The organism is Gordonia sp. J1A (assembly GCF_055393515.1).
This window is the reverse complement of record NZ_AP041607.1, coordinates 1,270,950-1,284,646: the sequence shown is the minus strand read 5'-3', so window position 1 is coordinate 1,284,646 and position 13,697 is coordinate 1,270,950. Positions and strand designations below refer to the sequence as shown.

16 protein-coding genes are annotated in these 13,697 nt (G+C 67.4%); 7 read left to right on the top strand and 9 right to left on the bottom strand.

The window, feature by feature from the left end:
* The first annotated feature begins 247 nt into the window (after window positions 1-247).
* From ACZ5QD_RS06005 to ACZ5QD_RS05985, 5 genes are read left to right on the top strand one after another with little or no spacing between them, the layout of a single operon-like run.
* On the top strand, window positions 248-895 hold the full coding sequence (locus ACZ5QD_RS06005; RefSeq protein ID WP_174302276.1) for an ABC transporter permease: 648 nt from the start codon (window positions 248-250) through the stop codon (window positions 893-895).
* Complete coding sequence (locus ACZ5QD_RS06000; protein WP_006895038.1) at window positions 892-2,124, top strand: ABC transporter ATP-binding protein; 1,233 nt, start codon at window positions 892-894, stop codon at window positions 2,122-2,124. Before ACZ5QD_RS06005 ends, ACZ5QD_RS06000 begins: the two co-directional genes overlap by 4 nt.
* Entirely contained in the window at window positions 2,124-2,894 is a 771-nt protein-coding gene (locus ACZ5QD_RS05995) for an ABC transporter permease (protein WP_006895037.1), read from the top strand. The genes ACZ5QD_RS06000 and ACZ5QD_RS05995 overlap by 1 nt, the downstream gene beginning before the upstream one ends.
* On the top strand, window positions 2,891-3,895 hold the full coding sequence (locus tag ACZ5QD_RS05990) for a glycine betaine ABC transporter substrate-binding protein (RefSeq protein WP_006895036.1): 1,005 nt from the start codon (window positions 2,891-2,893) through the stop codon (window positions 3,893-3,895). Before ACZ5QD_RS05995 ends, ACZ5QD_RS05990 begins: the two co-directional genes overlap by 4 nt.
* A 54-nt stretch (window positions 3,896-3,949) precedes the next feature.
* A complete protein-coding gene (locus ACZ5QD_RS05985) occupies window positions 3,950-4,687 on the top strand; it encodes a 1-acyl-sn-glycerol-3-phosphate acyltransferase (protein ID WP_464367175.1) in 738 nt (245 codons plus the stop codon).
* Window positions 4,688-4,697: 10 nt separating this feature from the next.
* Here the strand turns inward: ACZ5QD_RS05985 and ACZ5QD_RS05980 are convergent, their stop codons facing one another.
* From ACZ5QD_RS05980 to ACZ5QD_RS05960, 5 genes are all read right to left on the bottom strand, one after another.
* A complete protein-coding gene (locus tag ACZ5QD_RS05980) occupies window positions 4,698-5,261 on the bottom strand; it encodes a peroxidase-related enzyme (protein WP_006895034.1) in 564 nt (187 codons plus the stop codon).
* Between the two features lie 94 nt (window positions 5,262-5,355).
* Window positions 5,356-6,009: a 5,6-dimethylbenzimidazole synthase gene (bluB, locus tag ACZ5QD_RS05975; RefSeq protein ID WP_006895033.1), complete on the bottom strand. Its 654-nt coding sequence runs from the start codon at window positions 6,007-6,009 to the stop codon at window positions 5,356-5,358.
* 80 nt (window positions 6,010-6,089) lie between these two features.
* Window positions 6,090-6,599 (bottom strand): GNAT family N-acetyltransferase, encoded by a 510-nt coding sequence (locus tag ACZ5QD_RS05970; protein WP_222111431.1) that lies wholly within the window; start codon window positions 6,597-6,599, stop codon window positions 6,090-6,092.
* Complete coding sequence (locus ACZ5QD_RS05965) at window positions 6,596-7,342, bottom strand: methyltransferase (protein ID WP_464367174.1); 747 nt, start codon at window positions 7,340-7,342, stop codon at window positions 6,596-6,598. The genes ACZ5QD_RS05970 and ACZ5QD_RS05965 overlap by 4 nt, the downstream gene beginning before the upstream one ends.
* Complete coding sequence (locus ACZ5QD_RS05960; RefSeq protein ID WP_045538474.1) at window positions 7,339-8,331, bottom strand: iron-containing redox enzyme family protein; 993 nt, start codon at window positions 8,329-8,331, stop codon at window positions 7,339-7,341. Before ACZ5QD_RS05960 ends, ACZ5QD_RS05965 begins: the two co-directional genes overlap by 4 nt.
* A gap of 90 nt (window positions 8,332-8,421) precedes the next feature.
* On the opposite strand from ACZ5QD_RS05960, the gene ACZ5QD_RS05955 reads away from it, so the two are divergent.
* A complete protein-coding gene (locus ACZ5QD_RS05955; protein ID WP_081598062.1) occupies window positions 8,422-8,646 on the top strand; it encodes a CDGSH iron-sulfur domain-containing protein in 225 nt (74 codons plus the stop codon).
* Window positions 8,647-8,668: 22 nt separating this feature from the next.
* Here ACZ5QD_RS05955 and ACZ5QD_RS05950 read toward each other — a convergent pair whose 3' ends face one another.
* Window positions 8,669-10,465: an acyl-CoA dehydrogenase gene (locus tag ACZ5QD_RS05950; protein WP_464367173.1), complete on the bottom strand. Its 1,797-nt coding sequence runs from the start codon at window positions 10,463-10,465 to the stop codon at window positions 8,669-8,671.
* 158 nt (window positions 10,466-10,623) lie between these two features.
* Here ACZ5QD_RS05950 and ACZ5QD_RS05945 point away from each other — a divergent pair, with 158 nt between their 5' ends.
* The gene (locus ACZ5QD_RS05945; RefSeq protein WP_222111429.1) at window positions 10,624-11,241 is read left to right on the top strand and encodes a TetR/AcrR family transcriptional regulator; all 618 of its coding nucleotides are present in this window, start codon (window positions 10,624-10,626) and stop codon (window positions 11,239-11,241) included.
* A 13-nt stretch (window positions 11,242-11,254) separates the two neighbouring features.
* On the opposite strand, the gene ACZ5QD_RS05940 is transcribed toward ACZ5QD_RS05945, so the two are convergent.
* From ACZ5QD_RS05940 to speB, 3 genes are all read right to left on the bottom strand, one after another.
* A complete protein-coding gene (locus ACZ5QD_RS05940) occupies window positions 11,255-11,707 on the bottom strand; it encodes a MarR family winged helix-turn-helix transcriptional regulator (protein WP_006895027.1) in 453 nt (150 codons plus the stop codon).
* A 51-nt stretch (window positions 11,708-11,758) separates the two neighbouring features.
* Window positions 11,759-12,517, bottom strand: a complete 759-nt coding sequence (locus tag ACZ5QD_RS05935) for a sulfite exporter TauE/SafE family protein (RefSeq protein WP_199502569.1) — start codon at window positions 12,515-12,517, stop codon at window positions 11,759-11,761.
* Window positions 12,518-12,604: 87 nt separating this feature from the next.
* A complete protein-coding gene (gene speB / locus ACZ5QD_RS05930; RefSeq protein ID WP_006895025.1) occupies window positions 12,605-13,600 on the bottom strand; it encodes an agmatinase in 996 nt (331 codons plus the stop codon).
* Between the last annotated feature and the right edge of the window lie 97 nt (window positions 13,601-13,697).

Below are 13,697 nucleotides of genomic sequence, written 5' to 3'. Positions count from 1 at the left end.
CTGCTGCCTCCTCCGATGAACCGTTCCCACGCATGGTAGTCGGAGGCTCCCGGAGGGCTCGGGTCGCGTATGCGGCCACCGGCGGGGTCTCGACGCCCGCAGCCGCTGCCGAAGTGTGAACGTCGCTCCTTTGCGCTCTGTCGGAATCGGTGCGTGGCGCTAGGTTCTGACCTGCGATTACACCGTGACCGCGCGAACCGTCCGCCGATATGCGCTACGGTGAAAACGCTAATAGAGGGGAATTGTTCTGAACGGGATCTGGGATTTCATATCGAGCCGCAAGTCGCAGCTTGTGGTCGATTCCTACTTGCACGTCAGCGCAGTGATTCAGTGTCTACTCCTGGCGACGATCATCGGAGTGGGCGTCGGAATCGCGGTATATCGCAGCCCCGGAGGCTCGGCTATCGCAACGGCGCTCTCGAGCACCATTCTGACCATTCCGTCGTTCGCACTTCTCGGTCTGCTCATTCCGATAGTGGGCCTCGGTGTTCCGCCGACCGTCATTGCGCTGACGATGTACTCGCTTCTGCCGATCGTGCGTAACACCATCGTCGGTCTCGGCGCGGTCGACCCCGCGGTCACCGATGCCGCACGCGGCATCGGAATGAGTCGTCTCCGCGTGCTGACGCGGGTCGAGTTGCCGCTGGCATGGCCGTCGATCCTCACCGGCATGCGTGTCGCGACGCAGATGGCGATGGGAATCCTGGCGATCGCGGCCTACGCGAAGGGCCCCGGCCTGGGCAATCTCATCTTCTCCGGTCTGTCGCGCGTCGGTAGCCCCACGGCTATTCCGCAGGCGCTGACGGGCACCGTGTTGATCGTCATCCTGGCTTTGATCCTCGACGGGATCTATGTCCTGATCGGCCGATTGACAACGTCGAAAGGGATCCGTTGACCCACAGCAAAGATGACGCAGAGAATGAGATCTCCGGAGTCGAGATCGTTCTCGAGCATGTCTCGAAGATCTATCCCGGCCAGCGCGAACCTGCTGTCGAAGACGTTTCTCTGACCATTCCGGCAGGCGAGGTCGTGGTCTTCGTCGGGCCGTCCGGCAGCGGTAAGACCACGACGATGCGCATGATCAATCGGTTGATCGAGCCGACGAGCGGCCGAATCACCATCGGCGGCCGGGACGCACTGTCGATCGACGCGAACAAACTGCGACAGAGCATCGGGTACGCCATTCAGCAAGGTGGCCTCTTCCCGCACATGACGGTCGCACAGAACATCGCCGTGGTGCCCAAGCTGCTGAAATGGGATAAGAAGCGGATCGCCGACCGAGTCGACGAACTGCTCGACATGGTCGGCCTCGACGCCGACGAATTCGGCGGTCGGTATCCGCGCCAGCTCTCGGGTGGACAGCAGCAGCGCGTCGGCGTCGCGCGAGCCCTGGCCGCCGATCCTCCGGTCCTGCTCATGGACGAGCCCTTCGGCGCGGTGGACCCGATCACCCGAGGCGTCCTGCAGGACCAGTTGATGCAGTTGCAGGCGGAACTCCGCAAGACCATCGTCTTCGTGACCCACGACTTCAGTGAGGCCGTCAAACTCGGCGACAAGATCGCGGTGCTCGGCGCGCGCTCGAAGGTGCTGCAGTACGACTCGCCGGAGGCGATTCTGGCCAACCCCGCCAACGAGACCGTCGAGGGCTTCGTGGGCTCCGGTGCGTCGCTGCAGCAGCTCAACCTGCTGCGCGTGCGCGACGTGGACATCGAGCAGCGGCCGACGGCCCACGAAGGAGATTCGGCCGCCGACTTCGCTGCACGGATCGGCAGTGACTGGGGAATCATCCTCGACAGCCGTGACCGGCCGATCCGGTGGACCGACGGGCGCCATCTGGTCGGCGCATCGTCGATTCGCGGCGTCGGTATCCCGCTCGGTGAGACGGTCGCCACGAGCTCGACCCTCCAGGACGCGCTCGAAGCGATCCTCGCCGAACGTAACGCGTCCGCCGTGGTCACCGGTGCCCGCGGCCGCTACGTCGGTGTGGTCACCATCGAGACGCTGATCGACTCGATTCGCGCGCTGCGCGAGGAGCACGAGGGCAGTCCCGCGATCGTCGACCCGCACGCCGATGACCCAGCTGCGGACCTGACCGCGGACGCCTCGCCGGAAGGCACCAGCTGATGACCAGCGCGGAGGCGGTGTCCAAGGAGACCGGTGCCGGGAGGGCCAGCAATCTTCAGCTGTGGATTCAGCCGACGATCGCGGTGCTGCTCGCGGCGGGCGTGCTCGGTTGGGCCTTCTCCCGCGACCTGACCGCCACCCAGAAGGCGACCATCAATCCGTCGTACATCGGGCAGCTCGTCGGTGAGCATCTGGCCTTGACCGTCGCGATCGCCGCGATCGTCGTCGTGGTGGCGGTACCGCTCGCCGTGCTGGTCACACGACGTCGATTCCGTTGGCTGGCACCGTTCTTCATCGGCGTGGCCAACATCGGGCAGGCGGCGCCGGCGATCGGTCTGCTGGTGCTCTTCTTCCTCTGGACCGCCACGACGGGCTTCTGGATCGGCGTGCTGCCGATCGCGTTCTATTCGCTGCTCCCGGTGCTGCGCAACAGCATGCTCGGTCTGCAGGAGGTCGATGCGGCGACCATCGACGCCGCCAAGGGACAGGGGATGTCGGAGCCGCGAGTGCTGGCCCAGGTGGAGCTGCCGCTGGCGGTGCCCTTCATCCTCGCCGGCCTGCGGACATCGCTGGTGCTCGCGGTCGGCACCGCGACCCTGTGCTTCCTGGTCGACGCCGGGGGACTGGGCATCCTGATCGACACCGGTTACAAGTTGCGCGACAACGTGACACTGGTCGTCGGAGCCGTGCTGGCCGTCGCGCTGGCGCTCGTCGTCGACTGGTTCGGCGCGCTCGCCGAACGGTACCTCGGACCCAAGGGGCTGCGATGACACCGCACCTGCCCGCGGCCGCACGCCGCCCACTGCGCTCGCTCGTCGCGCTGATCGCGGTGGCCGCCCTCGTCTTCGGTGCCGCGGCCTGCGGTCTGCAGTCGGGCGGTGCGCTTCCGCTGCCGGTGAAGCCGGGCTCGATCACCGTGCAGCCCGACCTCGAGGGACAGACCATCACGGTCGGCTCCAAGGACTTCACCGAGCAGGTGATCCTGGGGTACATCCTCGGCTTCTCCCTCGCCGCCGCAGGCGCCAACGTCCGCGATCTGACCAACATTCAGGGATCCAACAGCGCACGCGACGCGATGGCCGCGGGACAGGTGGACGTGACGATCGAATACACCGGTACCGGCTGGATCAACTATCTCGGCAACGAACAGCCGATCCCGGACTCCACCAAGCAGTTCGAGGCCGTCCGTGACGCGGATCTGGCGAAGAACGGCATCGTCTGGATCGACCCGGCGCCGATGGACAACACCTATGCCCTCGCGGTGAATCAAGAGAACGCCGCGAAGACCGGCGTCAAGACACTCTCGGACTACGCCGCGCTGGTGAAGAAGGATCCCGCGACGGCGACCACCTGCGTCGAGACCGAGTTCCGCAGCCGGCAGGACGGCTTCCCGGGTATGGCCGCCAAGTACGGGTTCGATCCGGCGCAGGTGCGGATGCAGATCCTGCAGACCGGCATCATCTACCAGGCGGTCGCCAACGGGAATTGCGTGTTCGGAGAGGTCTTCACCACCGATGGCCGGATCAAGGCACTGAACCTCAACGTGCTGGAGGACGACAAGCAGTTCTTCCCGCACTACAACGCGGCGGTCACCATGCGTTCCGATGTCAACGAACAGTTCCCGTCTATCGCGAAGGTGATGGCGCCGGTGATGGCGAAGCTGACGTCGGAGCAGATCAGCGAGCTGAATCGTCAGGTGGACGTGGACGGACGCGAGCCGGCCGACGTCGCGCGCGACTGGCTGGTCGAGAACGGCTTCGTCAAAGTCTGACTCGACGCTGTTCCCCGTGGTTACGGAACCGTAAGTTACGGTACCGTAGCTCGCATGGACGTAACGCTCGAGAACGCCGACGAGGTGTACCGGTATTACAGCGACCACCGTCAGAGCCGGATGAAGGCGCTCGCCATGTACGGCGTACTGGCGGCTCGACACCGTCCGCGTGTTCGCTTCGAAGACGACGCGCACGACCGTCTGCGCGCTGTTGTCCGGCGAAGCGAGGTGCCGCTGGTGATCGCCGCCAATCACGTGCGCCAGACCGATCCGTTCATCCTTGCCGCATCCGGCTTCTTGTCGCCGCTGCGCCCGCGGATCGGGCGGATGCGTGTGTTGGCCAAAGACGAACTCTTCGACGATCCGGACCGTCGCCGCAAGATCGACGACCTCGGCGGCATCCCGGTCTTCCGCCAGAAGGACCACGGTCTCCGCGCCGCGGCCACCGCGGGCAAGCAGATGATGGACGTCTGCATCGAGCGGATGGGTCGGGGAGACTCGATCGCGATCTTCCCCGAGGGCACGTGCAACGAGGAGGATCCCCGGCTGCTTCAGAAGGTCAGCAGCGGAGTCGGCCACATCGCGAGCGGGGCACTGAAGAAGGGGAGTCGGCCGTGGTTGGTGTGCGCGGGCATCGCCTATCCGGACCAGGACCGCCCGGTGGTGGTCTTCAGCGTCCCGATCGCACTCGATGCGGTCGCTCCGGCCACTCCGGCGCAGACGACCCGGCTGGTCGCCTCCGAACTGCAGCGCGCCGTCACGGCCGCCCATGCGTCGCTGCAGATCGGGTGATGCCGGGACGTCATCGCGCTTGAGCCGAGTACTCCGGGTTGGGACGCATGTCGATGCCGCTCGCCACCCGGTTCGTCATGTTGAAGAACGCCGCGGTCGACGAGATGTCGAAGATGTCGCGATCGGTGAAGCCCACCGCGCGCAACGCCTCTCGATCGGCGGCGTCGAGTTTCGAGGGCTGCTCGGTCATCTTCTCGGCGAAGAGCAGCATCGCACGGTGACGATCGGACAGATCGGCGGCCCGGAAATTCATGACGAGCAGTTCGCCCAGTTCGGGATCGCCCGACAGTTGGCGCACGGCGGCTCCGTGCGCGGTGAGGCAGTAATAGCACTTGTTGATCGACGAGACGACGACGGCGATCATCTCGCGTTCCAGCTTCGACAGTCCCGAGTCGGCCAGCATCAGGTCGTTGTACATCGCGGTGAAGGCGCGAAGCTTGGTCTCGTCGAAGGTGTACGCCTGCAGGACGTTCGGGACCATCCCGAGCTTCTCGCGGCAGACGTCGAAGTACTTGAGCGTGTCGGCGCTCAGTTCTCCGGCGGGCAGATCGAGCGCGGTGATTCGGTCGGTCATGGGGAATTCCTCTCGCAGCACGTCCGGCCGCCGAAATGCGCGGCCCTGGCGATCGTATGACGACCGAACGAGTGATCGGTACCGATTAGGCGAGTCAGCGGATGAAGTAGCGCGTCTCCGGGTCGGTCCGGGCCTGCCAGCCCGCGCGTTCGAGTTCGGGCACCGAGTTCACCTCTTCCGGATAGCCGATGCAGAGGTAGGCGACGAATCGCCACCCGGGCGGAACGCCGAGGGCCCGGTGCACCTCGTCGGGTTCGACGATCGAGATCCAGCCGACGCCGATGCCGCGGGCGCGGGCGGCGAGCCAGAGACTGCTGATCGCCGTGACCACGGAGTAGGCGAGGGTCTCGGGCATGGTTCGACGACCGAGGCCGTGTCCCTGCTGCGGGTGGTCCTCACTGAAGACCGCGAGATGGACAGGTGCCTGATCGAGCCCGGCGAGTTTGAGCGAGGCGTACTGCTGGGCACGCTCGCCGCGGTATCCCTCCAGTGCTTCCGCATTGCACCGGGCGAAGGTGGATTTCACCACTGCCCGCAGCTCCGGCGACCGGACCTCGACCCATCGCCAGGGCTGGCTGTTGCCCACGGACGGCGCCAGTTCGGCGGCGGCCACGATCTCCTGAATCAGTCGCGGCTCGACCGGGTCGGTCCGGAAGCGTCGCACGTCGCGGCGCCAGCGGAGGAGTCGGTCGAACTCTTCGATGAACTGCTCGCCGAAACTGCCCTCGGCTTCGGGCGCGGTGGTCATCGTCTGCCTCTCGTCGGATCTCCGGGCCAATGGTATCGGCCGCACGCCGGCCGGTGATCGACCGGAGACTCCGGTCGTGGTCAGAGGCCGAAGGCCGCCGGATAGGAGATGACTCCGGAGGGGACGCGCGCCGCGGCGGTCAGCGGCAGTGCGAGGAAGCTGTCGTCGGGTACCGTGACCGGCGCCGAGATACCGAATCGGGACGCGGGAACGAAGCCGAACCGCGGGTAGTAGTCGGCATGGCCGAGGACGACGACGGTCTCGTCGCCGATCCGGCGGGCAGCGTCGAGCAGTGCTGAGATCACCGCCGTTCCGACGCCGGTGCCTTGCTGTGCCGGAACCACCGCACACGGTGCGAGGGCCAGTACCGGCGTTCCTCCGACGGTCGCCCGGGTGAGCAGGGCGTGCCCGATGATCTCGCCGTCCTGTTCCGCGACATACGACAGCCCGTCGATCCACGCCGCCGGGTCGCGACGCAGTTCGTCGACCAGATCCGCCTCGGCCGGCGTCGGGAACGCGGCTGCGTTGACCTCATGGACCGCCTGCGCGTCGCCGTCGCCCTCCGGGCGCACCGACCACGCCCCGGTCATCGCGACGCTCCCCGCGGCACGGCCGACGTCGACCGCACGGCTCGTATCACCACCACGCGCTCGGTGCGTTCGCCCGGTTCGATGAAGCCCTGCGATTCCAGCCAGAGCGCGCGCTCGTGCATCACCGGACCGAAGTCGACAACGACTTCGTCGGTGACTGCCGCGTCGAAGCCCCGGTCCGCCAGTCCGGAGAGGGTGGGCGTCACACCGCAGACGTCCGACTGGACCAGCAGTGCCGCACCCGCGGGCCGAACGAGCTCGGGCAGCACGCCGATGATCGAGTCGACCACGCTCCTGCCGTTCGGTCCGGCGTTCCAGGCGTGTCCGTCGGGCATGTGCGCGGGCGCCGGGACATACGGCGGGTTGGCGACCACCAGGTCGGCGGGATCGAGCCGAGGGAGTGCGCGGACATCGGAGCGGACGACGTCGACGGTCACATCGTTCGACGCCGCGTTGACCGCGACCGCCTCGACCGATTCCCGGGTGTCGTCGACCGCCGTCACGCGGGCGCCGGCCAGAGCGGCGTAGACCGACGCGATTCCACTCCCAGCGCACAGCTCGATCACCGAGGTCACGCCCTTCGGGTGGGTCTGCATGTGGTTCACCATTCGACGGCACAGCAGCGCCGAGTCGACCGACGGCCAGTACACGCCCGTCGGCGCGGTCACGGTGGGCTGGGGCAGGGGCAGGGTCCCGAGGATCCGGCCGGCGGTGGCCTCGCCGACCGCCCATCGGCCGATCACCGGGCGGACCCCACGCGCAGCGACGACCGGCCCGCCTCCCACGCGGCCCAGATGTGCTGTGCGGCCAGCCGTTCCACCGCCAGACAGGTCAGTGCGCCGCGCAGGAGGCCGATGCGGCCGTCGGGTGTGTCGCCGAGCGCTCCGGCGACCTCGCGGACGACGAGCTGCTCGTGCACCGCATCCGCCTCGACGTGTTCGTCGAAGAACAGCCGGACCGGGCGCCCGAATCCGAGGCGGCGCAGGCCACGGCTGTACTGCCGGCTCGGCAGTGACGACGTGGTCTCCACCATGCACAGATGTCCGACGAGTTCGCGGACCCTTCCGCGGTGGAGGCCGAAATAGGAGAGTGTGTTGACGGCCGCCAGGGTGGGAGCCGGAATGCTGTCGATATATGCGGCGTATCCGGAATCCAGATCCATTCCCCGCATCAGATCGGCCCACAGAGTGGCATGCATGTAATCGAGTCGGCCGCCGCCGTATTCATCGCTCTGCACTTCGATCAGCGCAGCCTTGGGTGCGCCGCCCAGGCGCGGAATGCCCAGCGTGTGAACATCGGCTTCCCGCAGCTGGTTCAGCGATCGGTGAATAACGAGTTCACGGAATTGATCGACGGTTCCCGACCGCGCGAGAAATGCCGCCAGCGGCGGACCGTCGTCGTCCGCGCTCGCCTGGAACAACGCTTCCACGACGTCGTCGGGGTCCTCGATCGGGCCGACCAACGCGTTCAGTTCCGATTCCAGACGTTGTTCGAGTTCGCCGCGCACCTCGAGCAGTCGCACGTCCCACTCCGCCCGATCGTCGACGCCGCGGATGCCGCGCAGGTGCAGTTCATACAGCATCGTCAGGGTGAGCTGGGCGTCTTCGTCGTCCAGCACGGGACTGCGATGTGCGGCGACCGCGGCCGAGAGGGGCTCGGCCGGACCGTCGAGATCGAGCAGCAGTTCGGCCAGTGCCGCGCTCACCGGGCCGCGGGGCGCGGGCATCGGCATGCGCGGCTGCGAACCGTTGGCGCCGTCGTCCGAGGTGAGTAGGCTCGCGCTGAGCGATGAATTCCGCACGTTCCCAGGAATTGAGGACAAATGACCTCCAACGATCAGGGCGGCGACCATCGGGACGATGACGTCACCGTCATTCCATGTCCTTCAGGGCCGCTATTGGTACGCGGGCCGATTTCGGTGATCAAGCCCGATGGTACCGCCTATTCGCCCCGCCGGCGCACGGTCGCATTCTGTCGATGCGGCCGGTCCACCATCGCCCCGATGTGCGACGGCTCGCACAAAGTGCGGACCCGCCCCGGACGGTGACCGAGGCGACGGACGGACCGATTCAGAACCAGTTCGGTTCCATGACCGCGGTGGTGTCGTCGAGAGACGCGAGCAGGGCCGTCCACGGTCCGGTCTGCGGGAGTTCGTGGGCGAAGAAGTAGCGCGTGGCCATCCTCTTGCCGTCGTAGAAGTCGCCGGACCGGTCTTCGCACGCGAGATACTGGTCGAGCCAGAGCCAGGCGACCACCACGTGACCGAAGGCCTCCAGGTACACCGAGGAGTTCGCCAGTGCCGTAGCGGGATCACCGTCCGCCCACAGGGTCCCCGTCACTTCGACCACCCGCCGCCAGGCGTCGTCGAGACCGTCGGCGAACGCCGACGCGGTGCCGCCGCGACCGCGGGCGGCGTCGATGGTCGTGCAGATACGCGCGCCGAGCAGGCTCAGCCCCCTGCCGCCCCGCATGATCACTTTGCGGCCGAGCAGGTCGAGCCCCTGAACGCCGTGCGTGCCTTCGTGGATCGGATTGAGGCGGTTGTCGCGGTAGTGCTGTTCGACGTCGTAGTCGCGGGTGTAGCCGTAACCGCCGTGCACCTGGATCGCCAGATCGTTGGCCTTCAGACACCACTGCGACGGCCAGCTCTTGGCTATCGGTGTCAGGACGTCGAGCAGCAACTCCAGGTCGGCTGCGGTCTCCGCGTCGGCGGCGGTGTCCAAGTCGTCGACGAGTTTCGCGCAGTACAGGCCCAGTGCCAGACCGCCTTCGACGTAGGCCTTCTGTGCCAGCAGCATGCGCCGGACGTCCGGGTGCTCGATGATCGGGACCGGCGGCGCGGCCGGATCTTTGGCGCCGATCGGGCGGCCCTGGGTGCGCCCGGCCGCGTAGTCGACGGCCTTGAGATATCCCACGTACCCGAGTGCGGTCGCCAGGAAGCCGACGCCGATCCGCGCCTCGTTCATCATGTGGAACATGTACGAGAGCCCGCGGTGCTCCTCACCGACGAGATAGCCGACCGCGCCGGCCTCGCCGCCCGGTCGATGGGTGCCGTCACCGAGGGCCAACGCCGTGTTGACGGTGCCGCGATTGCCCATCTTGTGGTTCAGGCCGGTGAGCGTGACATCGTTGCGCTCGCCGCGGCCGCCGTCGTCGCCGGGCAGGTACTTCGGCACGATGAACAGCGAGATGCTGTGCACACCGGGCTTGCCGCCCGGCGTCTTGGCCAACACCAGGTGGACGATGTTCTCCGACAGTTCGTGATCGCCTCCAGAGATCCACATCTTCGATCCGACGACCCGGTAGGTGCCGTCCGGCCTGCGTTCGGCGCGGGTGGTGATGTCGGCCAGCGAGGATCCGGCCTGGGGTTCGGACAGGCACATGGTGCCGAACCATCGTCCTTCGAGCATGGGCCGGACGAAGGTGTCGATCTGTTGAGGCGTGCCGTACTCGGCCAGAAGTGCCGCGTTGGCCGCGGTGAGCAGCGCGTACGACGAGGTTCCGGCGTTGGCGGCCTGCAGCCAGGCCATCGAGGCCCGCGCGAGGGTGGTCGGCAACTGCATGCCGCCGACCTCGTGGTCGAACGGTCCGGCGATCAGCCCGGATTCGGCATACGCCGCCAGTGCGCGCTGGACGTCCGGGATCATCTCGACCGTGCCGTCCGGACGCATCGTCGGCTCGGAGGCGTCGGCGAGCCGGTTGTGGGGGATGAAGTACTTGTCGGCGAGGTCGGCCGTGAGGTCGAGGACGCCGTCGAAAGTCTCTCGGGAATGATCGGCGAACCGTTCGCGGGAGGTCAGGGATTCGACGTCGAGCCACTCGTAGAGTAGGAAGTCGAGGTCGCGGCGAGAGAGAGCGTGCGTCATGGGAGGGTTCCGATCGGTCGGGGGCCGGGCGACGTACGACTCGGGGCCCTGTCACTCCGGCCGGCGTCATGTACTATGCAAACGCATAGAAACTATGCATATGCATATTTCAGGACTGTGTGCGCCGTGTCAATCCCGACCGGAGACAGGAGAGTTCGATGACCGCCACCGCACCCGGTCCGGCCGACGGCGTACCGGGTTCGAAAGCCGCCGCACGGATCCGGCGGGCGGCCTGCGAGGTGTTCGCGGCGAAGGGCTACGGCCTGGCCACCACCCGTGAGATCGCTGCGAGTCTCGGCATGAGTCCCGGCGCGGTGTATCCCCACTACAAGACCAAGGAGTCGCTGCTCTTCGCGATAGCGATGGAAGGCCATCGGGCGGTTCTGGACGCGCTGCTCGCCGCGGACGATCCGGCGCGGTCGCCGACCGAACGGCTCCGGGCCGCCATCGCGTCGTTCGTGAGGTGGCATGCGGAGAACCGGGCGATCGCTCGCGTCATCCAGTACGAACTGCGGGCGCTGACCGACGATCACTTCGAACTGATCGCCGGTCTGCGACGCGCGACCACGAGAGTGTTCACCGAGATCGCCGAAGCCGGCGCCGCCTCGGGCGAGTTCTCCTTCGGTGACGTCTCGACCGTGACACTCGCCCTGACGTCCCTCGGGATCGACGTGAGCCGATGGTTTCCCGTCAGGAATCACGCCGACGCGGACGATCTCGCCGACGACTACGCGGAGGTCGCGCTACGGATCGTGGGTGCCCGGGCGGCACGGTAGTCGCGGGTGAGGCTCAGCTCAATCGGTCGCGAATCTTCTGGAAACTCGTCGCCAGGACGTTCAACTCGGCGGGACTGAGCACGTCGATCATCGTCTCGCGGACTTCGTCGACGTGCGCCGGTGCGGCGTCGACCAGCTTGGCCAGACCCGCGGGGGTCAGATGCGCCCAGGCTCCGCGGCGGTCGTCGACGCACGGGATTCGCTCCACCCACCCCTTGTCGACCAGGCGGTTCATCGCTCGGGTGACGGTGCTTCGCGACGTGGCGACAGCGTCTGCGACACCGCTCATCCGCAGTTGGCGGCCGGGCGCTTCGGAGAGGGCGACGAGCAGTGAGAAGTCGGTCAGCGACAGCTGTGCGTCCCGGACGAGCTGATGGTCGAGCGTATTCATCAACAGCCGGGTCGCGTCGAGGTAGGCGCGCCATGCCGCCTGTTCCTCGTCGGAGAGCCATCGTGGAGAGTTCATACGTCGACCTTACCGAATTAGTTGATTATGCAATTACTGGCCCTGTCGGCATCAGGCGGTCAGTGCCAGGTAGGGCGCGAGGGCGAGGAGGGCCGCCGTCAGGGCCATCTTCAGCACGCGCGTCGGCAGGGCCTGCGCGACGCGCCATCCCACCAGCACTCCCGCGAGTTCGGGAACGCCGATCAGGGCCGCGAGCGGCCAATCGATCGCCCCTTGCGCCGCGTATCCGACCGACCCGACGACCGCGATGACGATCGACTGGACCTGGGCGGCCGCGAGCGACTCCAGCACTCGGACGCCGCAGGCGATCAGCAGCGGCACGGTGAGCATCGGACCGCCGATCCCGACGATGCCGCTGAACACCGCGACGGTGAACCCGAGCAGTGCCACCACGGCGACGTGCGGATGGCGGTCGCTCGCGGCGTCGGCCCCGAGATACTCGCGCACCCAGATCGACACCGCGGCCACAGCCACCAGGACGGCTAGAACGATACCGAATACCCGTTGGGACACAAGGGAATTGACCCACACTCCGATCGGCGTGCCGATCAGCGCGGTACCGCCGAGCGCGAGTGCGGTGCGACGCGTCGCGGGTCTGCGGAGCTCGCCCGAACGCCGGTAGGCCGCCGTGCCCGCCACACCCGTCGCCACGTGTGTGACGATGGCGGTCCCCGCGACGGTCGGTGCCGCCAGACCGGTGAGCGCGAAGAGCCCGATGGTCGGGAGTACTCCGCCCGGTCCGAGCGCCGTGATCCCCACTCCGCCGACGAATCCGATGACTGCGAGCGCGATCAGGACGGGGACAGCCATTCCGGACAGAGTCAACACCTCGAGGAAGAGATCGGGCTTCGGACCACCGACAGGGTAGTGCCCGTCGAGTGGACCCGAGCGCCGGGGTCACGCGCCGCGTGCGGCCATCACGGCGAGCAGTTCGTACACGATGTGCGCGGCGGCGATTCCGGTGATCTCGGCGTGGTCGTAGGCCGGCGCGACCTCCACGACGTCGGCACCGAGCACGTCCAGACCGGCGAGCGAACGCAGGGTGGACAGCAGTTCCCGCGAGGTGAGTCCACCCGCTTCGGGCGTTCCGGTGCCCGGCGCGTGCGCGGGATCGAGGACGTCGATGTCCACGGAGACGTACACCGGACCCGCGCCGATGCGGTCGAGCAGGAGACCGGACACTGCGGCGACGCCGCCGGCTTCGTACTCGTCGGCGGCGATCACCCGGAATCCGAGCCGTGCGTCCTCGTCGAGATCTCGTGGCGAGTACAGCGGGCCGCGGGTCCCGATGTGCACGGAGCGGTCCACATCGATCAGGCCCTCCTCGCTCGCGCGGCGGAACGGTGTGCCGTGCGTGTAGGCCTCGCCGAAGTAGGTGTCCCACGTGTCCAGATGAGCGTCGAAGTGCACCACCGCCACGGGGCCGACGTCGCGCGCCACCGCCCGCAGAATCGGGAGCGCGACGGTGTGGTCGCCGCCGAGAGTGATCACCCGCAGGTCTTGCGCGCGCAGTTCCGACACCGCGGCGTCGAGCTCGGTGAGCGCTGAGGCGATGTCGAACGGATTCAGCGTGGCGTCGCCGGCGTCCACCACCTGCAGCGTGTCGAAGGGCGATACGCCCAGTCCCGGGTGGAACGGCCGGAGCAGCTTCGAGGAGGCACGGATGTGCGCCGGCCCGAACCGCGCGCCCGGCCGGTACGACGTCCCCGCGTCGAAGGGCGCTCCGAGAATCGCGATGCCGTCGCGTCTGGCCTCCGGCGGCACCTGATCGAGTCGGGGGAGTCTGGCGAAGGTCGTCGGTCCGGCGAATCTCGGAATCACCGTCGAATCCACCGGACCGATCGGCTCTCCGGCCTCCGAGTGCTCCGGACGCGAACTCGCTGAATCCGACATCGCGTCCACCTCCCGTCGCGACTGTCCAGTCCTGATCGTCCAGCCCTGATTGTCCTCTGTGTGCTCGGCATCGCGACCCGATCACCGGAAGCGCCGC